The sequence below is a fragment of the Fonticella tunisiensis genome, from assembly GCF_004364155.1.
GTDB classification, from domain to species: Bacteria; Bacillota; Clostridia; order Clostridiales; family Caloramatoraceae; genus Fonticella; species Fonticella tunisiensis.
Genome location: NZ_SOAZ01000001.1, coordinates 208,366 through 232,051 on the forward strand (window position 1 = coordinate 208,366; position 23,686 = coordinate 232,051).

The following is a 23,686-nucleotide window of genomic DNA, read 5'->3' on the forward strand; positions in this document are numbered from 1 at the left end:
GGAGCTTCGTTGAGAGGTTCCTTTTTTCTTGCTCATTTACAGGAAAGGAGGCGGCAAAGCTGCGGAAGTTAAAGCGATATAAACCTACAAGATTTATGGCGGAAGGATCCAAATATGACAAGGAAGCGGCGGACGCCGCCGTTGCCTTTATAAACTGCCTGAAACATACCAAGGGCGAATGGTACGGAAAGCCTTTTGAACTTATTGACTGGCAGGAGCAGATTGTCCGTGATTTGTTTGGCATCTTGAAACCCAACGGATACCGGCAGTTCAACGCTGCCTATATAGAAATCCCAAAAAAGCAGGGGAAACAGCTTGCTCTGGACACACCTGTTCCCACGCCAAACGGCTGGAAGCAGATGGGCGAACTGAAACAGGGGGACCTGGTATTTGATGAAAACGGGAACCCATGTTATGTTCTTGCTCTTAGTGAGATTGATGATACTGAACAGGCATACAGGCTTACGTTTGGTGACGGCAGTTCAATCATTGCCGGGGCAAGGCACTTGTGGAAGGTGCAGGTCATTAACAATGGACGAAAGGAAAGGCTTCTTCAAACGCAGCAGATGTATGAGGCCTTTTCCGCTTATCGTGAACGCCACAAGGACGCCCCCTTTCGTTCCATATACAGAATACCTGTTGCAGGCGCTTTGAAGCTGCCGGATGTAAAACTGCCGGTAGATCCGTATCTTTATGGCTACTGGCTGGGGAACGGGTGCGCCACCAAGCCGGAGATAACGATTCGAACAAGCGATGTCGCGGGTGTGCTGAAAAGGATACCATATGAAGTTTCTTCCCTATGGAAAAACGTCGCCGACAGTGTGGTTGTACGCATACCCGTTTTAAAAAGCGTGCTGCTCAAGTCCTTTCACAGCAAACACATACCTTTGGAGTATTTGAGAGCTTCCGAAAATCAGCGCTGGGAACTCTTGCAGGGGCTTATGGATTCCGACGGCTGTATAAGCAAATTAAAAGCGCAAAGCACCTATGTCAGCACAGAAAGACAGCTTGCCTTGGATGTACGTGAACTGTTATGGAGCCTTGGCATAAAAAACTCAATGACAGAAAGCCCGTCGCAGCGCTGCGGCAAGCCTACCGGCAAAACGCTGTATACAATCAGGTTCACATCATTTGCCGATCTGCCCACAAGCGGGCTTGCAAGAAAATTGTGCCGCCGCAAGGAAACAGGCTCATCCCCGACCCGCTCCAATTATCACTATATCCATTCCATAGAACCTGTAAAGGAGCGTATACCAATGCGGTGCATTCAGGTGAGCTCGCCGTCCCGTCAGTATTTGGCAGGGCCTTCTATGGTGCCGACGCACAATTCCGAGCTTGCGGCGGCCATTGCCCTATACCTGACCTGCGGCGATTTCGAGCATGGCGGCGAGGTTTACGGGTGTGCATCCGACCGTCAGCAGGCATCCATTGTTTTTGACGTAGCGGTTGACATGGTGGAGCAGTGCCCGGCATTAAAGTCCCGGATTAAACCGATGCTGTCGCAGAAGCGGCTGGTATACAGGCCGCTCGGGAGCTTCTATCAGGTGCTTTCGGCGGAGGCATATACAAAGCATGGGCTAAACGTCCATGGCGTGGTATTTGATGAACTTCATGCCCAGCCTAACCGCGATCTGTATGATGTAATGCTTCACGGATCTGGCGATGCAAGGAAGCAGCCGTTGTTTTTCCTGATTACGACTGCAGGCACCGACCGCAATTCCATCTGCTGGGAGGTGCATCAAAAGGCAGAGGATATCCTGCAGGGACGCAAGATAGACCCGACTTTCTACCCTGTTATCTACAGCGCGGCCGATACCGACGACTGGACAAGCGAAAAAGTGTGGAAAAAGGTTAATCCTTCGCTGGGCATTACAGTGGATATTGAAAAACTGCGGGTGGCTTTTGAAAACGCCAAGCAAAACCCTGCAGAGGAAAACTTATTCCGTCAGCTTCGCTTAAATCAGTGGGTGAAACAATCGGTGCGCTGGATGCCTATGGATAAATGGGACAGGTGTGCATTTCCTGTCGATGCGGAAGATTTACGCGGCAGAACCTGTTATGGCGGGCTTGATCTGTCATCTACTACTGATATTACCGCCTTTGTACTGGTGTTTCCGCCGCTAGATGAATCGGACAAATATCAGATCCTGCCTTTTTTCTGGATACCAGAGGAGAATATCGATCAGCGTGTGCGGCGGGATCATGTGCCATATGATGTCTGGGAGCGGCAGGGCTTTTTATACACCACCGAGGGTAATGTAGTGCATTACGGTTTCATCGAGACTTTTATTGAGGAGCTCGGTATGAAATATAACATTAAGGAAATTGCCTTTGACCGCTGGGGTGCGGTGCAGATGACCCAGAACCTTGAAGCCTTGGGCTTTACGGTTGTTCCGTTTGGCCAGGGTTTCAAGGATATGTCGCCGCCTACAAAAGAGTTGATGAAGCTGACATTGGAAGAACGCATTGCCCATGGAGGCCATCCAGTACTGCGCTGGATGATGGACAATATCTTTGTCAAAACGGATCCAGCCGGAAACATAAAACCTGATAAAGAAAAGTCCACAGAGAGAATAGATGGCGCGGTCGCGCTCATTATGGCCCTTGACCGCGCATTAAGGCATGGAGGAGATGATTGTAATGGATCAATTTATGACGAGAGAGGTTTATTAATTCTTTAAAATTATATTTGCAGATGTTATAATTTGGATATATTTATGATATTTATGGGGGACTTTTAGTGGATAATAAAGATAAATTAAGAATTGAATTTGAACGATATTTTGAACAAGTAAAAAAAGAACAGCAAATGATAGCGGAGAAATATCCACCGAATCCTCCAAATGATGTATGCTATCATGCTTTGATGTCTGGAATTTTAATTGAAAATAGTTTTGGTCCAAAAGTTCAAGACTATATACCTTTTTTTTACCACTGAATATGAAAAAGTATTTATTTGGACATATTCAAAAGATGCTTATTCAGCGCTTATTACTGAAGTGAAAATGGAAGTCAAGAAAAAGAAATTTTGGAAGAATATTGGGACAATATTATACTTAGTAATGTCATATCTTGATGCGTTTGAAGGAACAGATGAAGATAGAATTATAGATTATAATTGGATATACTATTTTGATCCTAACCTGTCTTTTGATGATATGGTTTTATATAATATTAATTCTATGGATCAAAAATTCTTAATGAGTGGGGTCATTAAGAAGGCAACCGAGATTGAAGAAATGTCACAAACAATTGAATTATTATTAAGAGATGATGTTAGTTTTACTGCATTAAGTCAGATGGTATCTTCTTTTCAAAGCCATTATTGTTGATTAATATGCGAATTAGGTCTTTCACCCGTGTTGAAGCATGAATCGCATGAGCCAAGTATATGGGAACATGGGTATTTTATACCTAAGATGGAAACATCGATAGTTCAAGCTTGTAAGTGTGTTGAAAGCATACTAGGAGAACCCCCAAATCGTAATAAGCAAAGCAGACTGATAGAACATAAAAAGAAATGGAAAGATTTGTTGGGAATAGATGCAGACGATATTTATAAAAAATCAGGGATGTCGTACTTGGATTTTTATTATCATTTATTTGATGGATTAAGAAATCCCTCAGCGCATAGTTATGGAAACATTCATTTTGATTTGGAAAGAAAAAAGACAATTGAGGCTCAATGCTTTGCTGCATTAATTCTAAGGGGATATATTAATAAACACATTAAAAGCTATGAAGAAGCATCCGCTATTCTAAAATTTAATAAAAGCTTACTAGAAAGAGTTTCGGAGAATATGAGTACAAAGTTAACAAAATAGATAAATATTTGTTGTAGTTAAGACATCTTTATGGGCTATAGATAAGGGCAATCAATCAGTTGCTCTTTTTTTATGCCTTTTTTCAGGAGAGTGATGCCTATGAGAATATTTTCTCGCCTATTCAAAGCAAGGGACAAGCCGAAAAACAGCCTGTTCGGCAACGCATACAGCTTTTTCTTCGGCGGCACATCCAGCGGAAAGGCTGTCAATGAGCGGACGGCCATGCAGACAACGGCAGTTTATGCCTGTGTAAGGATACTTGCAGAGGCCATCGCCGGGCTTCCGCTTCATGTGTATCGGTACAAGGAAGACGGAGGCAAAGAAAAAGCGCTGACCCACCCGCTGTATTACCTGCTCCATGACGAGCCAAACCCTGAGATGACTTCATTCGTGTTCCGAGAAACACTGATGAGTCATCTTCTTTTATGGGGAAATGCTTATGCCCAAATTATCAGGGACGGTTCAGGACGAGTGCTGGCGCTTTATCCACTTTTGCCAAACAAGATGATGGTAGACAGGGCTCCAAACGGAGAGTTGTTTTACACCTACCGGCGAGACAGTGATGAGAGCAGGACAAATCCGAAGGCTGGACTGGTGTACCTTCGAAGTGACGAGGTGCTGCATATCCCGGGACTCGGCTTTGACGGGCTGATCGGTTACTCCCCTATCGCTATGGCCAAGAACGCCATAGGCATGGCTATTGCCTGTGAAGAGTACGGTGCGTCCTTTTTTGCCAACGGTGCAAATCCGGGCGGCGTGCTGGAACATCCCGGCGTATTAAAGGATCCGGCAAAGGTGCGTGAAAGCTGGAACGCTGTCTATCAAGGCAGCGCTAACGCTCACCGCATTGCCGTTCTGGAAGAGGGCATGAAGTTCCAGCCAATCGGCATCCCGCCCGAACAGGCACAGTTTCTGGAGACAAGGAAATTCCAGATAAACGAGATCGCCCGGATATTCCGCGTGCCTCCCCATATGGTAGGAGACCTTGAAAAATCAAGCTTTTCAAACATCGAGCAGCAGTCGCTGGAATTTGTCAAATACACGCTTGATCCGTGGGTGGTGCGCTGGGAACAGGCCCTTCAAAAGGCTCTGCTTTTACCGTCGGAGAAGCGGACATACTTTGTCAAGTTCAATGTGGACGGTCTTCTGCGCGGGGATTATGCAAGCCGCATGAACGGCTATGCCGTGGCACGCCAGAACGGCTGGATGTCTGCTAACGATATCAGAGAGCTTGAGAACATGAACCGGATCCCAGAGGAGTTGGGCGGTGACCTGTATCTCATCAACGGTAATATGACCAAGCTTGCCGATGCTGGAGCATTTGCAGGCAAAACCAATGCTGAAACGGAGGGATCAAAAAGATGAGCAAATCACAAAAACCAAGGCCGGTTCGCCGTTTCTGGAACTGGATACAAAACGATGATGGCAGCCGGACATTATATCTTGACGGACCAATAGCCGAAGAAAGCTGGCTTGGAGACGAAGTGACTCCCAAACAGTTCAAATCAGAGCTGTTATCCGGAGAGGGTGATATAACGATCTGGATCAACAGCCCGGGCGGCGATATATTTGCAGCCAATCAGATTTACAACATGCTGATGGATTACAAAGGCAAAGTAACCGTAAAGATTGACGGTATTGCGGCCAGCGCCGCTTCGGTCATTGCCATGGCCGGAGGCGACGTCTTCATGTCGCCTGTAAGCATGATGATGATCCACAATCCAATGACCATAGCCATCGGTGATACAGAGGAGATGGAGAAAGCTATCGCCATGCTGGAGGAAATAAAGGAATCCATAATAAATGCCTATGAGCTGAAAACCGGGCTTTCCCGGACAAAAATATCGCACCTTATGGATGCGGAAAGCTGGTTTAACGCAAGAAAAGCGGTGGAACTTGGCTTTGCCGATGGCATCCTGTTTATGGAGAATGAATCCTCCTCATCCGAACTTGAAGTATCAGGAGGAATGATCTTCAGCAGGCAGGCAGTGACAAATTCCATCCTGCAAAAACTTAAACCAAAAGAAAAACCAAAAGGAACCCCGATTGAGTCGCTTGAAAAGCGGCTTTTTTTATTAAAACCATAAGGAGGATTTGACAATGAGCAAAATATTGGAACTGCGTGAAAAACGCGCCAAAGCATGGGAAGCAGCCAAGGCTTTCCTTGACAGCAAACGAGGGAGCGACGGGCTGCTTTCACCGGAGGATACCGCAACTTATGAGAAAATGGAAGCCGATGTTATTGCGCTGGGTAAAGAAATCGAACGTCTTGAGCGTCAGGCTGCCATAGATCTGGAACTGTCAAAACCGCTAAATGTCCCCATTACAGACAAGCCCACTTCCATATCAGGCAACAATGAAAAAACCGGACGTGCCAGTGATGAGTACAGGCAGTCTTTCTGGAACATGATGCGCGGCAGACGCAAATATGATGTGCATAACGCGCTGCAGGTCGGGGAGGACACCGAAGGCGGATATCTTGTCCCCGACGAATTTGAGCGTACTCTTGTGGAAGCGCTGGAGGAGGAGAATATCTTCAGGCAGATTGCCAATGTCATTACCACGTCCAGCGGCGACAAGAAAATCCCTGTGGTGGCAAGCAAGGGTACTGCATCCTGGGTGGATGAGGAAGGCCAGATTCCGGAAAGCGACGACTCCTTTGCACAGGTTTCCATCGGAGCATATAAGCTGGCCACTATGATCAAGGTGTCCGAGGAACTGTTAAACGACAGCGTATTCAACCTTGAGCAGTATATCGCCAAAGAGTTTGCCCGCCGCATCGGAGCAAAAGAGGAGGAAGCTTTCTTTATCGGCGATGGCTCTGGCAAGCCAACCGGCATCTTGGCGGATAATGGCGGCGGCGAGGTGGGAGTAACCGCGGCAAGCGCGACAGCCATTACTCTTGACGAGATCATGGACTTGTTCTACAGCCTAAAGTCTCCCTATCGCAGGAACGCTGTATTCATTATGAACGATTCTACAATAAAGGCTATAAGGAAGCTTAAAGACAACAACGGCCAGTATCTCTGGCAGCCTTCCGTTACCGCCGGAACACCGGACACCATCCTCAACCGTCCGGTTAAGACGTCTGCATTCATGCCTACTATTGCTGCCGGAGCAAAGACCATTGTGTTCGGCGATTTTTCATACTATTGGGTGGCAGATCGCCAGGGCAGGGTTTTTAAGCGGCTCAACGAGCTGTATGCTGCAACCGGGCAGGTAGGCTTCATGGCGACCCAACGCGTGGATGGCAAGCTGGTTCTGGCTGAGGCCGTCAAAATACTGCAGCAGAAATCAGCTTAATGAGAAACGGAGGGCTGCGGCGTGGAACTTTTAGAGAAGGTTAAAGCAAACCTCATACTGCAGCACAGCCAAGACGACGCACTTTTACAGGAATACATCAAGGCCGCAGTTGCCTATGCGGAAAGCTATCAGAAAAAGCCGGAAGGATATTATGCCGAAAACCCAATGCCACCTACTACTGAACAGGCTGTGATCATGCTGTCGAGCCATTTCTACGAAAGTAGGGATGGCTCGACGGCAGGTTTTTTCGGGGATAGCGTGCAGGCAGGGCAGCAGGTATGGAATACAGTAAACCTATTGTTGCGGCTTGACAGAGAATGGCGTGTTTAACGCCTTGGGCCCCCACGAAGTCATAAGACTTCGTGGGGAGAGGAGGAGCAACGGAGCGGGCGAGATTTTGCCACTAGCGGCAAAACGAGCAAAGCGTAGTTTGCGACGACGAGGAAGGTGTAAATATGAGTTTCGGGAAAATGAGCACTTTCGTGGATATCATCTCAGCCAAGCCGGTTAAGGACAGTGAGGGTTTTGCTGAAAAAGGGGATATCATCCTTGCTTCGGTAAGGGCATACAAGGAAGACAGGCATGGCAGCGAAAAATGGGCAAACAGGGCGGCGTTTTCACAGGCGTCCGCCCTGTTCCGCTTCCGCAGGATCCCTAACCTTGAAATCACCACAGATCTTGTTTTTGTCTGCAGCGATGGCAGGTACAACATTATCAGCGTAGAGGATGTGAAAGGGCGCGGAATGTATATTGAGGTTCTTGCAGAGAAGATGAAATCAAGCAAAGCATAAGAGGAGGTGGCTGCAACGTGGCTAAGGTGGACGTTAAAATGCCGGAGGAGTTCTTGCTCCGGCTTTCTAGGCTTGGAGAAAGGACAGACGAAATAATACCTAAGGTACTGGAAGCAGGCGGAGAAGTGATGCTTTCCAAAGTGAAGTCCAACCTCCAGTCGGTTATCGGAAGCGGTACTAAATACCCGTCCAGGTCAACCGGTGAATTGGTAGATGCTTTAGGCCTCTCTCCTGCCAAGCAGGATAGGGACGGAAACCACAACATAAAAGTCGGCTTTACTGAGCCAAGGAAAGATGGGGAAAGCAACGCGAAGATCGCTAATATTATCGAATAAGGCAAGTCCGGACAGCCTCCAAGACCCTTTTTGAAACCGGCGAAATCGGCTTCGAGAAAATCCTGCATCGAAGCAATGAAAACAAGACTGGAACAAGAGCTGGGGCGGATATGAGCATATTGTCAGAGTTAAATTCGTTATTGGATGTTTTGGGCATTCCCATTGAAACTGGCGTATTCAGCGGTATACCGCCGGATGAGTACCTTGTCATAAACCCGATGACAGATACATTTGAGGTTTTTGCAGACAACCGGCCTCAGGCTGAAACCCAGGAGGTTCGGCTGTCTTTATTTATAAAGGGTAACTACACTGCCCGTAAAAACGAGATAGTGAACACATTGCTCCAAGCGGGCTTTACCATTACCGACAGGCGGTATATAGGCCATGAGGACGATACCGGCTATCACCACTATGCCATTGATGTGGCAAAAGAATATGAAGTAAAGGAGGAATGAGAGACATGGCCACAATCGGACTGGACAGGTTATATTATGCAAAAATAACCGAGAATGAAAACGGAGAAGAGACCTATGACACGCCTGTTCCGCTGGCTAAGGCGATTACGGCGGAGCTTTCGGTGGAACTTGCCGAGGCGACACTTTACGCCGATGACGGAGCGGCAGAAGTGGTCAAAGAATTTCAAAGCGGTACCTTATCTCTCGGCGTTGCGGACATCGGTGTTGCCGCTGCAGAGGTTTTGACGGGAGCCACCCTTGACGACAACAAGGTGCTGATTTCCGCCAGCGAGGATGGGGGCGCTCCTGTGGCTATTGGCTTTAGAGCCAAGAAGGCTAACGGCAAGTACAGGTACTTCTGGCTGTACAGGGTAAAATTCGGCATCCCGGCGACAAATCTGCAAACAAAAGGCGATAGCATTACATTTTCGACACCTACCATCGAAGGAACGGTCATGCGGCGTAACAAACCGGACGGCCAAGGAAGGCATCCATGGAAGGCTGAGGTCAGCGAGGACGATCCCGGTGTATTGCCTGAAACTATTACCGGCTGGTATACGGAAGTTTATGAGCCGGTCTTTGCTGTGGCAGGAGGCGGCGAATAATGCAGGATAATGATAGAAGCGCAATCATCAGAATCGGCAGTGAAGACTATCAGCTTATTCTAACCACCAGAGCGACAAAAGAGATTGCAAAAAGATATGGCGGACTTGAAAATCTCGGCACGAAACTGATGAAAACAGAGAACTTCGAGATGGCGCTGGACGAAGTGGTATGGCTGATTACGCTACTGGCCAACCAGAGTATTCTTATACACAACCTGAAAAATCAGGATAAGCGGGAGCTCCTGAGCGAAGAGACAGTGGAGCTTCTCACATCTCCACTGGAGCTGGCGGCATACAAAGACGCTATCATGGAAGCAATGTTCAAAGGCACCAAAAGAAACATTCAAAGTGAGGATGACTTAAAAAACACACAGGCCGGGTGAGCGATGAGGAATTGTTCACTCGGCTTTTGTATTACGGCACTGTCCAGCTTCACCGCTCGGAGGAAGAAGTATTGCTTATGCCCGTAGGGTACCTGCTGGACTTGTGGGAATGCCACAAGCAGTTCTTAGGTATTTCCAAGCCGAAGCGGGAGATAACCATAGATGATGTAATCCCTTACGGAATTTAAAGATTTTACAGGAAGGAGGCGGTTTTGTGGCAGACGATTTTGGCCTGAAGATCGGCATTGAAGGCGAAAAGGAATTTAAAAACGCCATTCGGGAAATCAACCAGAGTTTCAAGGTGTTGGGCAGTGAAATGAACCTTATCGCATCCCAGTTTGACAAGCAGGATAAGTCCGTTGAAGCTGTTACTGCGCGCAACAAGATATTGAACAAAGAGATCGACGCGCAGAAAGAGAAGATTGCCACCTTGGAGAAAGCTCTTGCCAATGCCGCCTCATCTTTCGGGGAAACCGACCGGCGTACTCAATCCTGGCAAATACAGCTTAACAACGCCAAAGCAGAACTGAACAAAATGGAGCACGAGCTGAAGGCCAACAACAAAGCGCTGGAGATTGCGGGAAAAGAGTTTAATGAAGCTGAAAAACAGGCGGACGAATTCGGCGACGAGATTAAAAAAGCCGCGGATCAGGCGGACGACGCGGGAGGGCGTTTTGAAAAATTAGGCGGCGTTTTGAAAGGGATCGGCGTGGCTATGGGCGCTACTTTGGCCGCCATTGGCACAGCGGCTGTCGGCGCAGGCAAGGCGCTGGTGGATATGTCGGTAAATTCGGCAGCCTACGCTGATGAAATTCTAACCGCTTCAACCGTAATCGGCATGTCCACCGACAGCTTGCAGGCGTATAAATACGCCGCAGAACTTGTGGATGTCTCATTGGAAACTCTGACCGGCAGCATGGCAAAGAACGTCAAGTCCATGTCTTCCGCAAGAAAAGGCACTGGCGAGATTGCGGATGCTTACCGGCAGCTCGGCATTTCGGTTACCGACGCAAACGGCAACCTGCGCGACAGCGAAACTGTCTATTGGGAAACCATAGACGCCCTTGGCAAGGTGTCCAACGAAACCGAACGGGACGCGCTAGCCATGCAGATTTTCGGAAAATCCGCACAGGAACTCAATCCCCTGATTGCGCAAGGTTCGGCAGGTATTGCGGAACTTACCGAGGAAGCCAGACGCATGGGTGCGGTTATGAGCGAGGATTCGCTTAACGCACTCGGAGAATTTGACGACAGCATCCAGCGGCTCAAAGCAGGCGGTGAAGCGGCCAAAAATATGCTGGGCACAGTGTTGCTTCCGCAGCTTCAGATACTGGGCGATGATGGAGTTGCGCTTCTTGGGGAATTTACTCGTGGATTATCTGAGGCTAACGGCGATTGGACGAAGATAAGCGAGGTTATTGGCAATATGGTGGGAAGCCTTGTGAGTATGCTGATGGAAAACCTGCCGAACCTCATTCAGGTGGGATTGGATATCGTCACCTCCATCGGCGGGGCTATTGTGGAGAACCTTCCCGTCATTATCGATGCGGCGGTACAAATTGTCATGACACTTTTGCAGGCTTTGATTGACGCACTGCCGCAGATAACAGACGGCGCCCTGCAGCTTGTAATGGCGCTGGTGCAAGGAATCATTGACAATCTTCCTGCTTTGGTGGAAGCTGCAGTTCAAATGATTGTTACGCTGGCGACTGGTATCGGGGAGGCGCTTCCGGAGCTGATCCCGGCTATTGTCGAAGCCGTCATCCTTATCTGCGAGACGCTGATAAACAACATGGATCAGATACTTGAAGCAGCGTTTGCCATTATTGAAGGGTTAGCGCAGGGACTTTTGAACGCTCTGCCAAAGCTTATAGAGGCACTGCCCCGAATCATTACGGCCATTATAAACTTTGTTACTAATAACTTACCGAAGATTGTGGAGATGGGCATACAGCTTACTGTCCAATTAGCAGCAGGCCTTATCAAAGCAATACCCCAACTTGTGGCAAGTTTACCTCAGATTATTTCAGCCATTGTCCAGGGGCTCGGAAAGGCTGTCACCTCAGTTGTGGATATTGGTAAGAACATAGTGAAAGGCTTGTGGGAAGGTATAAAAAGCCTGGGGAACTGGATCAAAGACAAAGTATCAGATTTCTTTTCTGGAATTGTGGACGGAGCAAAAAATCTTCTTGGCATACATTCACCATCAACAGTTTTTGCTGGTATCGGGAAAAACATGGGTGAAGGCATAGGAATAGGGTTTGATAAAGCAATGAACACAGTCGTACAGGATATGCAAAAGGCTATTCCTACTGAATTTGAGATAGATGCAGGTCTTAAGACGGGTGCTTCAGGCATCACTGGAAAGAGTGATGTAAATGGTAATGGATTTATACTCCATATCGAAAATTTCTATAATAATACAGAAAAGGATATTGAGCAGCTTGCTTATGAATTTGAGTTTTATAGACAGCGTTTATCCTTCGCAAGGGGTGGTGCATAATGCTTAGTTTTGTTTTTAATGGGAAAGACAGTTTTAAAGATTATGGGATATTTATAGAAAAGCGGCCCAATGTACCTTCTCCAAAGCGCAGAGTTTCATACATTAGCATTCCGGGAAGAAATTCGAGTCTGAGATATGACGAGGAAACCTATGAAGATATAACTTTATCCGTAGAGTGTGCTGTAATTGGCAATATACAAAGCAAAATTGACGATATTAAGGCATGGCTCATTGGTTCAGGCGAAAGTGATCTTATTTTCAGTTTTCAGAGTGATAAGAAATACATTGCACAGGTTGTAAACAGCATCGATTTTGAAGTTATCCTGAAGATTACTTCAAGGTTCGTAATCATTTTTAACTGCAGGCCTTTTAAATATTCAGTGATGAATGAGGTTATTAATATTACTTCAGGAACGGGGACATCTGTTTTAAACCGTGGAACTGTTAAAAGCAGGCCTTTAGTCAAGGTTTATTGTTCTGGGAACGGCGCTTTTGTTATTAATAACAAAGAAGTTAAATTGATAGGTATTGAAAAGCCTTATGTTGTTATTGATAGTGAGCTTGAGGAAGCCTATTTTGTTGAAAGCGGAATCCTATCTAACGCAAATAATTATATGTCAGGCGAGTTTCCAGTTCTTGATGTTGGTAATAACATTGTCACTTTTAACGGTGGGGTGAGTAAATTAGAAATCACTCCTAATTGGCGGTGGTTGTGATGATTCATGTTTATGATAAAAAAGAGAAAAGCTTTGATAAAAATGGGCTTGCAGTTTTAAACGAGGCAGTGGAATGTAAGATAATAGAAAAACTGAATAATGAATATGAATTGATATTGTCATATCCTTTGCACTCGAAAAAAGCGCAATATCTTCAACCATTTAATGTTATCAAAGCTGACGGTCAGTTATTCAGGATTTATAACACTGATAAGGACAGTAATACCGGATTAGTCACAGTTTATGCAAGGCATATTTTTTATGATCTATTAAATTACATCATTGAAGATAGAAGGGCTGAAAACAAAACTTGTAAGGAAGCACTCGATATAATATTGGAGGAAATAGGACTTTCAGAGGTATATACAGCTGAATCGGATCTCACTGAAGTTGCTACGCAATATTTTGTTAAGAAAAATGGAGTAGAGGCTGTTTTCCTGCTTGTAAATGAATGGCAGGGTGAGTTGGTGCGTGATAATTACACAATTGGAATTATGAAAAGTAAAGGGACTGACAGAGGGGTGCACATTAGGTATGGTAAGAATATTATCGGGATAAGTGAAAAATTGAATTGTGACAATGTAGCGACTTGGATTTACCCGGTTGGCATGGATGGGATTACACTGCCGGAGAAATATTTATTAAATCCGCTATGGGAAGGTTCGGATTACCCTGACTTTGCTCTCGTCAAGATGGTTGAGTTTAAAGAGGCAAACAGTGAAGGATTACTTAGAATAGAGGCACAAAAGTATCTTGATTCCCATGCAATTCCCGATGTCAATTATAAGGTTGATTTCATTTTGTTGGGACAAACCGAGGAATACAGGAATTATAAAGCACTTGAGCATGTTGAAGTTGGTGATATTGTAACAGTAAAGCACAGTATTCTTGGTATTGATATTAAGGTGAAAGTCATAAGCATTGAGAAAGATATTTTAAGTGCAAAAAACACAAGGGTTGAACTTGGACAACCACTAAGTACCCTTGAACAGTATTTTGCCGAAATCTCAAGAAACAGCGAAATTTTAGCAAGTACAATCTCTCAGGCATTAAGTTCCATGCTGTACTTTACAAATCCCAGTACTCTGATTATAGGGACTGCTGAAAAGGAAGTCATTTATATGCCCATTGGTACTGTGAGAAATACGAATATCATGTATTACTTGATTTTGAGCGTAAATGCTTCTTCCGTTTGTACTTTGACTATAAAATATAGTCTCGATAACAGTATCATTTCAATCAATTTAAAACAGAAGCTGCAAATTGGAGATAACTTAATAGCAATTCCTATGGCATTAGTGGCCATTCCGGAAGGAGGTCACTATTTTAGCGTAAAGCTCAGTCTAGATACGGGTTCTATTACAATTATGCCAAATGGTCTGCAGCTTGCTATTGACGGAAGAAATCTGACAGGGGGTTTAAGCTCGGAAATACCCCATGCAGAAGTAAGAGAAGAATTGAAGTACTCCGACGTAAGTTCAAATAGAGTGACTTTCAATTATATAGTACAGTCAAAAGTTCCTATTCCTGCAGCATGTACTGAAATGCTTATATATACTGATGTCAGCGAAGACCGGACAACTGAAGTTGTAGATATTATTTTAACGCAGGAGGTGTGATTAGGAAATGCATGAAGCTAAAGGTTATGACAAAAGCTTTAATGATGGAACAATAAAAGAGCATATAAAGATGAAGCCGGATGTCGAGATAAAGGGTGTAGTTACAATCCAGTTGTTTGACGAGAAAGGTAAGCTGGAACGTGAAATAAAGACTGAGAATCGCATTACCGACTCAATTGCGAGAATGGCTTTCATGGATTATTTCTGTTGCAGGATAAGAGGAAATCCATGGGGTGTGCAATACGAGTACAATGACGATGAGGTAGGCAGTTCAATTTCTGTTAAAGATAGTAATTATACGGAGCAGAATGGATCATATTCATACTTTACAGCACCTTTTCGACATTTTTTCCTTACAGATGACGCTTCTCCAGAAGAGGGTTTCGCAAGAGCTATAAAAGGAAATATTATAGGCTGGGCAGACAAATCCCGGCCGTATGCAGGATCAAGTACGGTAAAAGGGACAATTAATCTCAGCGAATCTTTCTTTACGGAAAGCAATCTGCATTTTGTATTTGACTTTCCAACAAGTGTTGCAAATGGTACGTTTCAGAAGCTGTGGTGGTGTGAGATGAAATATGATTCAACTACACAAGAAATATTGTATGGACTAAGACCAATATCAAGAAGATATAAGCTTGATGGCTATACGGGTAAATCAGTAAATATACAAGCACCTACAAACTTTACTCCCGGTAATTATAACACATATAAGTTTAGAGTATTTAAGTATAATAATAAACTCTATGTGATTGGGGTGAATATTAGTACAGGAAGAATATGCATGGCGGTTATTGATCTTGATACAGAAGAATATACCGAAGTTGATTTATACACAACAATGGGATTGACATCATCGAGTTACAGGCCATCAGCATACTTGATGGCTCAGGAAAATAATTATGTCTACATGATGTATCCGTCCTACAGTAATAGGTTGCACATATTAAACCTTGATGACAATACCAAAACTGAAATTATTCTGTCGGATAGCTACTATAACCTTATAGGTAAACAAATCCCAGAAATACCTTCAAATTGGTACAGTAGTATTGATTCCTATTTACAAAATGGTATGATGGCTTGTAAAAACGGTAGATTATATATACCTTTGAGGTATTATAACGGAAGTACAAGTAAAACTTTTATTTTAGTTTGTAATCCGGATGAGAATCTTACTAAAACAGCTCTGTACGACTTAAGTACGGTGGGTTCACCTGCTGGACCGTTTTTAACCAGTGCAATGTCATTGGATGGCTATGATTTAAAGCTACAATCAAGGGATGCGGATACATGGTTTGTCTGTAACGGAAGTTATACTTTTATTACAGACAATAGCTTTAACATTATTGATATTGGATATAGAGATCATACCTTTGACTACCGGTACTTCTTAGAAGATACTCCTGGATGTGCAATCAAAAAGTATTATGTACCAAGCGGCAGCCAAATTTATCAATGGCAATATTACTGGAGCATTTGGGAACCAATAGCAGCAATGACTTTACTTCCGAGTCCGGTAACCAAAACTCCTACTAATACAATGAAAATACAATATGACTTTAATATCCAAAGAGTAGATCCGTTTCAGCCATAGAATGGAACAAGTCTAATTATTGAAAGCGCCTTTGTTGATACAGAGGTTCTTTTTTATATGGAAAATTATAAAGAAATGAGGGATTTAATATGAAAGAAGTTTGGAACTGGATGCAGATCGTTTTCGCTGCGATCGGTGCATTTTTAGGCTGGTTTCTCGGCGGGCCGGACGGTTTTCTGTATGCGCTGATCGCTTTTGTGGCCATTGACTATCTAACCGGCGTGATGTGTGCCGTTGTAGACAGGAAGCTTTCAAGTGAAGTCGGAGCCAAGGGCATCTTCAAGAAAGTGCTTATTTTTGTGCTGGTGGGTGTGGGACATATCATCGACAGCCAGGTGCTCGGCAACGGCGGGGCAATCCGGACAGCGGTGATTTTCTTTTACCTGAGTAACGAGGGAATTTCAATTCTTGAGAATGCAGCACATATAGGACTGCCCATTCCTGAAAAGCTGAAGAACGCGTTGGAACAACTGCATGGCCGCTCAAATGAGGAGGATGAAAAGAAATGAAGCTTTTTACTAAATACATGACGCGAAACGATTGCTATACAGCGGGCCGCAAAATCACGCCTAAAGGAATCATGGTACATTCGACGGCTGTGCCGGGCGTAATGGCGACTGACTGGTTTTCTCGTTGGAACAAATCTTACAAAGCTGGTGAAATAAACAGGCAGGTCTGTGTTCACGCCTTTGTAGACGATAAAGAGGTTTGGCAATACCTGCCTTGGGATCATCGCGGCTGGCATGCAGGAGGATCCGCCAACAATACCCATATTGGCTTTGAAATCTGTGAACCCGCCGGGTTTTCGTATAAATCCGGGTCGGTGATGGTGGGTTATGATGCAGCAAAGCAGGAAGATTATTTCCGTAAAGCATGGCAGAATGCGGTTGAACTCTGCGTTATGCTCTGCAAGAAGTACGGCCTTAATGAGAATGACATCATCTGCCACTCCGAAGGGTATAAGCTTGGTATTGCCAGCAACCATGCTGATGTGATGCACTGGTTCCCCAAGCATGGGGAGAGTATGGACACCTTCCGCAAAGCAGTAAAAAAAGCGCTGGAGAACAGTACAGATACCAATACTGATATTGGAATTGGAGATATGGTGGAGTTTAAGGACAGTGTAAAGAATTACTACCCCGGCAGTGTGGAAGTTCCAACGTGGGTCAAAAATGACTATTACCACAGAGTCACACAGACTTTATACAAAGGCAAGCCGGTCATAAAAGGCGGCAAAGAATGTGTTTTGCTTGGCAAAAAGGTAAAGAAATCCAGCGGTCAAGAGATTGCAGGCATAAACACTTGGGTAGCAAAAGAAAACCTTGTAATTGTAAACAGCATTCCTGATAACAAGGGCAATAGAACCTATACAGTGCAAAAAGGCGACACCTTATGGAGAATAGCGGAAAAAGAACTCGGTAGAGGAACAAGATATCCGGAGATTAAGAAACTCAATGGCCTGACTTCAGATACTATTTACCCCGGACAAGTTTTGAAATTGCCGGAATAATGATATAAGGACAGCCAATCGAGGCTGTCCTAAATTTTTATAGGAGGTGCTTGAATGATAGAGGCGGCTAATCATTTACCATATAACCCGCAGGAAACTAACTATACAAAGATAACACAGGAGGAACTTCAAAGAGAGGTTGATTACTGGCGGGCATATAAAATCCTGCGGAAGATGCTTAAGGCGGGACTGATCTCAGAGGAAGAATTCGACAAAATCGACAAGTTAAATCTTAAAACTTTCTCGCCGATGTACGCACAGCTTATGGCCTAATTAGCTTGCTATTAGCGGCACACAGAGGTAACATGTCACATGCCCAAAGGAGGTGAAAACAGTGAGAAAGGTAACAAGGATTGATGGAAACAATGCTCTCCAAGCTTTCAAGCCAAAGGTGAGGGTAGCGGCTTATTGCAGGGTTTCAACTGACAGTGATGAACAAATGGCAAGTCTGGAAGCACAAAAGGACCATTATGAATCCTATATAAAAGCAAATCCTGATTGGGAATTTGCAGGGATTTACTATGATGAAGGCATATCAGGCACAAAAAAGGAGAACCGAACTGGACTTTTAAGGCTGCTTGCAGATTGTGAAAACAAGAAAATTGACTTTATTATAACCAAGTCAGTCAGCAGATTTGCCAGAAATACAACCGACTGCATTGAGATGGTGCGAAAACTTACCGATCTCGGTGTTTTCATCTATTTCGAGAAAGAGAATATAAACACGCAGCGCATGGAAGGCGAATTGGTGCTGACAATTTTGAGCAGCCTTGCACAAAACGAATCATTATCCATTGCAGAAAATAGTAAGTGGTCTATCAGGCGCAGGTTTCAAAACGGAACATACAAGATTGCATATCCTCCCTATGGTTATGATTATATGGATGGAAAGCTATTTATCAATAAAGAACAGGCTGAAATCGTAAAGCGGATTTTTTCCGAAGTCTTGGCCGGTAAAGGCACACAGAAAATTGCAGATGGGTTAAATTTGGATAAAATCCCAACAAAGAGAGGTTCACATTGGACAGCGACCACTATCCGCGGTATCCTTAGCAATGAAAAATATACCGGGGATGTCCTTCTGCAAAAGACATATACAGATGAGAATTTTAAGCGGCATTATAATCATGGGGAAAAGGATCAATACATGATAAAAGCTCATCATGAAGCCATCATATCCCATGAAGAATTTGAAGCTGCCCAAGAAATATTAAGGCAAAGAGGAAAAGAAAAAGGTGTGATCAAGGGAAGCAGTAAGTATCAAAACCGCTACCCTTTCTCCGGGAAAATCAAATGCGCAGAATGTGGCAGCAGTTTTAAGCGTCGAATTCATGGCAGCGGTGACTGTAAATATATTGCATGGTGCTGCACAAAGCATATAAAGGACACATCAAGCTGTTCAATGAAATTTGTCAGAGAGGATGCGATCCATCAGGCCTTTGTTGTTATGATTAATAAGCTTATTTACGGTCATAAGTTCATTCTAAGACCATTGCTGCAAAGCTTAAAGAAAACAAATTACTCAGATAACATAACAAAGATTCAGGAGCTGGAAACTAAAATAAAAGAAAATACAGAGCGGGTTCAGGTTATTATGGGACTTATGGCCAAGGGATACCTGGAACCCGCTCTTTTTAATACACAGAAAAATGAGCTGCTCAAAGAAGCAGCCATATTAAAAGAACAAAAAGAAGCCATAAAACGCGCAATCGATGGGAGTCAGACTATCCTTGTTGAGGTTGAGAAGCTTCTTAAATTTGCAACGAAAGCTGAAAAGCAGATTGATACATTTGACAGGGAAATATTTGAGAACTTTATTGAAGAAATCATTGTGTTTTCACAGGAAGAAATAGGTTTCAAAATGAAATGCGGGTTGAACCTGAGGGAAAGGTTGATGAAATGATGAGCCATATACCTTTTGGATATACCATTCAAAACGGAAAGGCTGTAGTTAACCAAGAGGAAGCAGTTAAAATTAAGAAGCTATTTGAGGTTTATCTTTCCGGGCTTTCTTTAAGCGAAGCGGCACAAAAAGCGGGTATTAAGCGTTATCACGCATCTGTTGCAAGAATGCTGACAGATAAACGGTATGTTGAGGATAAATTCTACCCGCCCATTATAAGAAGAGACACATTCGAAAAAGCACAACTTGAAAGACGCAGACGAGCAGAGATGCTTGGCAGGATTTATGAACATAAGGGAAATGAAAAGAAATGCCTGATTTTTAGGTTTCATGCTTCAATACCGGATAAACAATACGACGATCCATTTAAGCAGGCAGAGTATGCTTATAGTCTTATTAAGAGCGAGGTGATTTTAGATGACAACCAGGAATGTTACGGTAATTCCTGCTCGTAAACGGATTGGAAATAGTGCAAAGGCTGAAGAATTGCCTAAGCTTCGGGTAGCAGCCTATTGCCGCGTATCTACGGACAGCGAGGAGCAGGCAACCAGTTATGAAGCACAGATTGAGCACTACACAAATTACATCAAAAGCAATCCCGAATGGGAATTAGCCGGTATATTTGCAGATGAAGGTATTACCGGAACCAACACGAAAAAGCGTGAAGAGTTTAACCGGATGATAGAAGAATGCATGCAGGGCAAAATCGATATGATAATTACCAAATCTATTAGCCGTTTTGCAAGAAATACGCTGGACTGCCTAAAGTACATAAGGCAGCTTAAAGAAAAAAATATTCCGGTTTACTTTGAAAAGGAAAATATAAACACGCTGGATTCCAAAGGAGAAATCCTATTGACCATTATGGCATCTTTGGCACAGCAAGAAAGCCAATCGTTAAGCCAGAATGTAAAACTGGGTATTCAGTACCGATATCAGCAAGGGAAAATCCATATCAATCACAACCGTTTTCTTGGCTATACAAAGGATAAGGATGGCAATTTAGTTATCGTGCCAGAAGAAGCTGAAATTGTTAAACGCATTTATAGAGAATACCTCGAAGGTTCCAGTATGCTGCAGATAGCAAGAGGTTTAGAAGCTGACGGAATACTGACGGGTGCAGGCAATCCCAGATGGCATACCAGCACAATCAATAAGATTTTGAGGAATGAAAAATATATCGGTGATGCACTGTTGCAGAAAACCTATACAGTAGATTTTTTATCGAAGAAAAGGGTACCCAATAACGGCATAGTTCCTCAATACTATGTAGAAAACAGCCATGAGCCCATAATCCCGCGCGAAATTTATATGCGGGTTCAGGAAGAGCTTGTCCGCAGAAGATGTGTGCATATAAGTAAGAACGGAAAGAAGAGAAACTACAGCAATAATCATCCATTATCTCAAATGGTGTTCTGCGGCAAGTGTCATGAAGTATTCCGCAGGGTTCATTGGAATAACCGAGGAAAGAAATCAATCGTATGGAGATGTGTTAGCCGATTAGAAAATACCGGTTTGTTTTGTACCGCTTCCACTATACTTGAAGATACGCTAAAAGAGAAAATTGTAGAAGCCATCAATATAGCTGTCAGCGGAAAAAACTCTTTTCTGGCTATACTGAAAAAGAATATTGAAACCGTATTAAGCGAGGATTTGGATGAAAGTACAGCAGATATTGATAAAAGGCTGGAGGAGCTTCAAACCGAGTTGATCCAAAAGGCAAATTCAAAGGAAAGCTATGATAATATCGTCAATGAGATTTACCGACTAAGGGACTTAAGGCAAGAAACACTTTCAAGAAACGCCCTCCGCCAAGATAAGCGAGATCGGATTGCTGAGATGACGGACTTTCTTAACACGCTAACCGATGATATTACAGAGTTTGATGATAAACTGGTTAGAAAACTAGTTGAAAAAGCAACTGTATATGATGACAGGTTGGTGGTAGAGTTTAAGTCGGGGTTAGAAATAGAAGCAAACCTATAAGCTCGTATTAAGATGGCTGCCAGTTGAGAAGAAAACCTTCTTAATTGGCGGCATATTTGTTTTATACAAATATATAAAACAAATATATAGACAAATAAATAATTTTCATATATAATTGTAATGAGGTGGTGAATTATGGATATTAGAATAGACAGCTTAATTCCCTTTGATTCATTGAAAACCAATATAGACCATATGTTCTCTGTAGTTGATAAAAACGGAAAAGTCGTTCTGCTTAAAGATAATAAGCCAGCTTATATAGTCTTAAAATATGATGAAAACAATTTAACTGATACAGGAATTGGCATGCAAGAAATGCCTAATTATACGCTTCATGAAGCCATGAGAATTGTCTTATCAGAGGCAGAAAACAAGACAATGCATGCAGCTGAACTTGCCGATGAGATATATAGGCGTAGGCTGTATTTAAAAAAGGATGGCAGTAAGGCGGAATATACACAGATAAGGGCAAGATGCGGGCATTACCCTGAAATGTTTGAAGCATTGCCTGGCAACTATATTAAATTGAAGGAGGTTTAGAATGTATATCTGTAATGACCCTGTTTGTGATCCAGTTTGCGATTTTTGCTGGTTTTGTGAACACGACGAAAATGGTGTACCTAAGTGTTGTACAAAGGGAAAGATTGAGGAATTTGATGATGGTTTAGGATATTGCAATGAATTTAAATGTAGTATACATGAAAAACAGCCATAATGTGGTTCTTGAAGTGATTACCAGTTTATTTATACTTACCAACAGGCTTTTTCTGAAACATATTTATCAGTGAAAACTGATTATAATCGAATGTTAAGATGAAAGGGATGATAAATATTGGTTCAAATACAATCATTGATGCGGGCGGTAATAAACTTTTATAATTTTAACAACAGAAATGCTCCCGTAGTAATCACGAGAGTAAAAGAACACAACAGTGAAAAAATGTTCATGGACAGACTAGAAAGAGCGATTTTTGACTCATGTGATGAAGACTGCAAGGCAACTCCATCAAGATATGCAATATGGGGAGAAGACATCCGTAGTCTTAGTATTTCTGCAAAAGAAGCAATGAAAAATGGAAACATCGAAAAAGCAGAAAAATTAATGAATCAAGTTATTAATAGTATGGGCGCGTTTATAGACGCTCAATTAATACTCAGCAATTTGCCTGGAAACATCAGCTTTGTAAAATCCAAAGATATTATTAAATCCTATATAACCAGCTTACTAGAAAACAACGAAGCATCAGATTCTGAAACGGACTATATAATCGACAGCATGAAGGAGATAATGAATAGAATTGAGGAAAGAGATTGATTAACTGATGAGTCATTCATCATGCAACCAGAATCCGGAATCTAATTCCTTATCAAATAGAGTCAACAAGATGATAAAAAGTTAAAGGTGATAAATATGCCGGAACATTTACTTGTAACAATAGGAAAAGCACGATTTAGTGATTCAAAAAGACATCTTATTCCTTTTGTTAATGACATTGAACAAGATAAATTTCTTAACGATATTGAAAACACACCTCATGCTTTTGTTTTAGCCTGCTTGATGGATAGGCAGATTAAGGCGGAACGGGCATGGTCGATTCCTTTTCGAATAAAGGAGATTATAGGAAGCTTTAATGTGGATGATTTAGCCAGCGTTTCACTTGAAGGGTACAAGAATATTTTTAATAAAAATGTCTTGCATAGATTTAACGATACAATGGCGGAGGTTTTTTATTCCGCAATTCAGGATATAAAAGTAAAGTATAATGGGGATGCTTCGCGAATATGGAGCAACAACCCTAGCAGCGCAAAAGTGGTTTATGAATTCTTGCAGTTTAAAGGAAGCGGCAAAAAAATAGCTACAATGGCGGCTAATATTCTTGCCAGGCAATTTAAGATCCCGTTTTCGGATTATTACTCAATTGACATATCACCAGACGTACATATTTTAAGGGTAATGCGACGGACAGGGCTGGTTGATAGTAATGCTGATTTAGATTCGATCATCTATAAGGCAAGAGAGTTAAATCCGGAGTTTCCAGGGATAATAGATTTTTCATGCTGGGAGATTGGGCGTACCTGGTGCAGACCGAATAATCCTAATTGTAACGAATGTATTATTCGTACTGATTGTAAAAAAGTCATATTTTAATGGAGGT

General features: G+C 43.2%; 26 protein-coding genes and 1 pseudogene. All 27 read left to right on the forward strand.

Going from position 1 to position 23,686, the window contains the following annotated elements:
- The first annotated feature begins 59 nt into the window (after positions 1 to 59).
- Entirely contained in the window at positions 60 to 2,681 is a 2,622-nt protein-coding gene (locus EDD71_RS01000; RefSeq protein WP_133626875.1) for a terminase TerL endonuclease subunit, read from the forward strand.
- Between the two features lie 59 nt (positions 2,682 to 2,740).
- Positions 2,741 to 2,938, forward strand: a complete 198-nt coding sequence (locus EDD71_RS01005; RefSeq protein ID WP_133626876.1) for a hypothetical protein — start codon at positions 2,741 to 2,743, stop codon at positions 2,936 to 2,938.
- A gap of 67 nt (positions 2,939 to 3,005) precedes the next feature.
- Positions 3,006 to 3,332, forward strand: a complete 327-nt coding sequence (locus EDD71_RS01010; protein WP_133626877.1) for a hypothetical protein — start codon at positions 3,006 to 3,008, stop codon at positions 3,330 to 3,332.
- 87 nt (positions 3,333 to 3,419) lie between these two features.
- Positions 3,420 to 3,824 (forward strand): hypothetical protein, encoded by a 405-nt coding sequence (locus EDD71_RS01015; RefSeq protein ID WP_133626878.1) that lies wholly within the window; start codon positions 3,420 to 3,422, stop codon positions 3,822 to 3,824.
- A gap of 99 nt (positions 3,825 to 3,923) precedes the next feature.
- The gene (locus tag EDD71_RS01020) at positions 3,924 to 5,189 is read left to right on the forward strand and encodes a phage portal protein (protein WP_133626879.1); all 1,266 of its coding nucleotides are present in this window, start codon (positions 3,924 to 3,926) and stop codon (positions 5,187 to 5,189) included.
- Complete coding sequence (locus EDD71_RS01025) at positions 5,186 to 5,911, forward strand: head maturation protease, ClpP-related (protein WP_133626880.1); 726 nt, start codon at positions 5,186 to 5,188, stop codon at positions 5,909 to 5,911. Before EDD71_RS01020 ends, EDD71_RS01025 begins: the two co-directional genes overlap by 4 nt.
- Before the next feature lie 13 nt (positions 5,912 to 5,924).
- The gene (locus EDD71_RS01030; protein ID WP_133626881.1) at positions 5,925 to 7,127 is read left to right on the forward strand and encodes a phage major capsid protein; all 1,203 of its coding nucleotides are present in this window, start codon (positions 5,925 to 5,927) and stop codon (positions 7,125 to 7,127) included.
- A gap of 21 nt (positions 7,128 to 7,148) precedes the next feature.
- A complete protein-coding gene (locus EDD71_RS01035; RefSeq protein ID WP_133626882.1) occupies positions 7,149 to 7,457 on the forward strand; it encodes a head-tail connector protein in 309 nt (102 codons plus the stop codon).
- A 125-nt stretch (positions 7,458 to 7,582) separates the two neighbouring features.
- Positions 7,583 to 7,918, forward strand: coding sequence for a head-tail adaptor protein (locus tag EDD71_RS01040; RefSeq protein WP_133626883.1), 336 nt, complete (start codon positions 7,583 to 7,585; stop codon positions 7,916 to 7,918).
- A 17-nt stretch (positions 7,919 to 7,935) separates the two neighbouring features.
- Positions 7,936 to 8,367, forward strand: a pseudogene (locus EDD71_RS01045) (HK97 gp10 family phage protein).
- Positions 8,364 to 8,708, forward strand: a complete 345-nt coding sequence (locus tag EDD71_RS01050; protein ID WP_133626884.1) for a hypothetical protein — start codon at positions 8,364 to 8,366, stop codon at positions 8,706 to 8,708. The pseudogene EDD71_RS01045 and the gene EDD71_RS01050 overlap by 4 nt, the downstream one beginning before the upstream one ends.
- A 5-nt stretch (positions 8,709 to 8,713) precedes the next feature.
- On the forward strand, positions 8,714 to 9,313 hold the full coding sequence (locus tag EDD71_RS01055; protein WP_133626915.1) for a major tail protein: 600 nt from the start codon (positions 8,714 to 8,716) through the stop codon (positions 9,311 to 9,313).
- Positions 9,313 to 9,696, forward strand: coding sequence for a hypothetical protein (locus tag EDD71_RS01060; protein WP_133626885.1), 384 nt, complete (start codon positions 9,313 to 9,315; stop codon positions 9,694 to 9,696). The genes EDD71_RS01055 and EDD71_RS01060 overlap by 1 nt, the downstream gene beginning before the upstream one ends.
- A complete protein-coding gene (locus tag EDD71_RS15610; protein ID WP_133626886.1) occupies positions 9,693 to 9,884 on the forward strand; it encodes a hypothetical protein in 192 nt (63 codons plus the stop codon). Before EDD71_RS01060 ends, EDD71_RS15610 begins: the two co-directional genes overlap by 4 nt.
- Before the next feature lie 26 nt (positions 9,885 to 9,910).
- A complete protein-coding gene (locus tag EDD71_RS01070; RefSeq protein WP_243116348.1) occupies positions 9,911 to 12,199 on the forward strand; it encodes a phage tail protein in 2,289 nt (762 codons plus the stop codon).
- A complete protein-coding gene (locus EDD71_RS01075; protein ID WP_133626887.1) occupies positions 12,199 to 12,915 on the forward strand; it encodes a distal tail protein Dit in 717 nt (238 codons plus the stop codon). Before EDD71_RS01070 ends, EDD71_RS01075 begins: the two co-directional genes overlap by 1 nt.
- Positions 12,906 to 14,534: a phage tail spike protein gene (locus tag EDD71_RS01080; RefSeq protein WP_243116355.1), complete on the forward strand. Its 1,629-nt coding sequence runs from the start codon at positions 12,906 to 12,908 to the stop codon at positions 14,532 to 14,534. Before EDD71_RS01075 ends, EDD71_RS01080 begins: the two co-directional genes overlap by 10 nt.
- Before the next feature lie 70 nt (positions 14,535 to 14,604).
- On the forward strand, positions 14,605 to 16,131 hold the full coding sequence (locus tag EDD71_RS01085; RefSeq protein ID WP_133626889.1) for a hypothetical protein: 1,527 nt from the start codon (positions 14,605 to 14,607) through the stop codon (positions 16,129 to 16,131).
- Between the two features lie 89 nt (positions 16,132 to 16,220).
- Complete coding sequence (locus EDD71_RS01090; RefSeq protein ID WP_133626890.1) at positions 16,221 to 16,640, forward strand: phage holin family protein; 420 nt, start codon at positions 16,221 to 16,223, stop codon at positions 16,638 to 16,640.
- Positions 16,637 to 17,641 (forward strand): N-acetylmuramoyl-L-alanine amidase, encoded by a 1,005-nt coding sequence (locus tag EDD71_RS15875; protein WP_133626891.1) that lies wholly within the window; start codon positions 16,637 to 16,639, stop codon positions 17,639 to 17,641. Before EDD71_RS01090 ends, EDD71_RS15875 begins: the two co-directional genes overlap by 4 nt.
- A 54-nt stretch (positions 17,642 to 17,695) precedes the next feature.
- A complete protein-coding gene (locus tag EDD71_RS01100) occupies positions 17,696 to 17,914 on the forward strand; it encodes an SHOCT domain-containing protein (RefSeq protein WP_133626892.1) in 219 nt (72 codons plus the stop codon).
- A gap of 61 nt (positions 17,915 to 17,975) precedes the next feature.
- The gene (locus EDD71_RS01105) at positions 17,976 to 19,544 is read left to right on the forward strand and encodes a recombinase family protein (RefSeq protein ID WP_133626893.1); all 1,569 of its coding nucleotides are present in this window, start codon (positions 17,976 to 17,978) and stop codon (positions 19,542 to 19,544) included.
- Entirely contained in the window at positions 19,508 to 19,999 is a 492-nt protein-coding gene (locus tag EDD71_RS01110) for a recombinase (protein WP_133626894.1), read from the forward strand. Before EDD71_RS01105 ends, EDD71_RS01110 begins: the two co-directional genes overlap by 37 nt.
- Entirely contained in the window at positions 19,962 to 21,530 is a 1,569-nt protein-coding gene (locus EDD71_RS01115) for a recombinase family protein (RefSeq protein WP_133626895.1), read from the forward strand. The genes EDD71_RS01110 and EDD71_RS01115 overlap by 38 nt, the downstream gene beginning before the upstream one ends.
- Positions 21,531 to 21,665: 135 nt before the next feature.
- Entirely contained in the window at positions 21,666 to 22,070 is a 405-nt protein-coding gene (locus EDD71_RS01120) for a hypothetical protein (RefSeq protein WP_133626896.1), read from the forward strand.
- Positions 22,071 to 22,362: 292 nt separating this feature from the next.
- Positions 22,363 to 22,845: a hypothetical protein gene (locus tag EDD71_RS01125; RefSeq protein ID WP_243116349.1), complete on the forward strand. Its 483-nt coding sequence runs from the start codon at positions 22,363 to 22,365 to the stop codon at positions 22,843 to 22,845.
- A gap of 96 nt (positions 22,846 to 22,941) precedes the next feature.
- Positions 22,942 to 23,679: an endonuclease III domain-containing protein gene (locus tag EDD71_RS01130; RefSeq protein WP_133626897.1), complete on the forward strand. Its 738-nt coding sequence runs from the start codon at positions 22,942 to 22,944 to the stop codon at positions 23,677 to 23,679.
- The last annotated feature ends 7 nt before the right edge of the window (positions 23,680 to 23,686 follow it).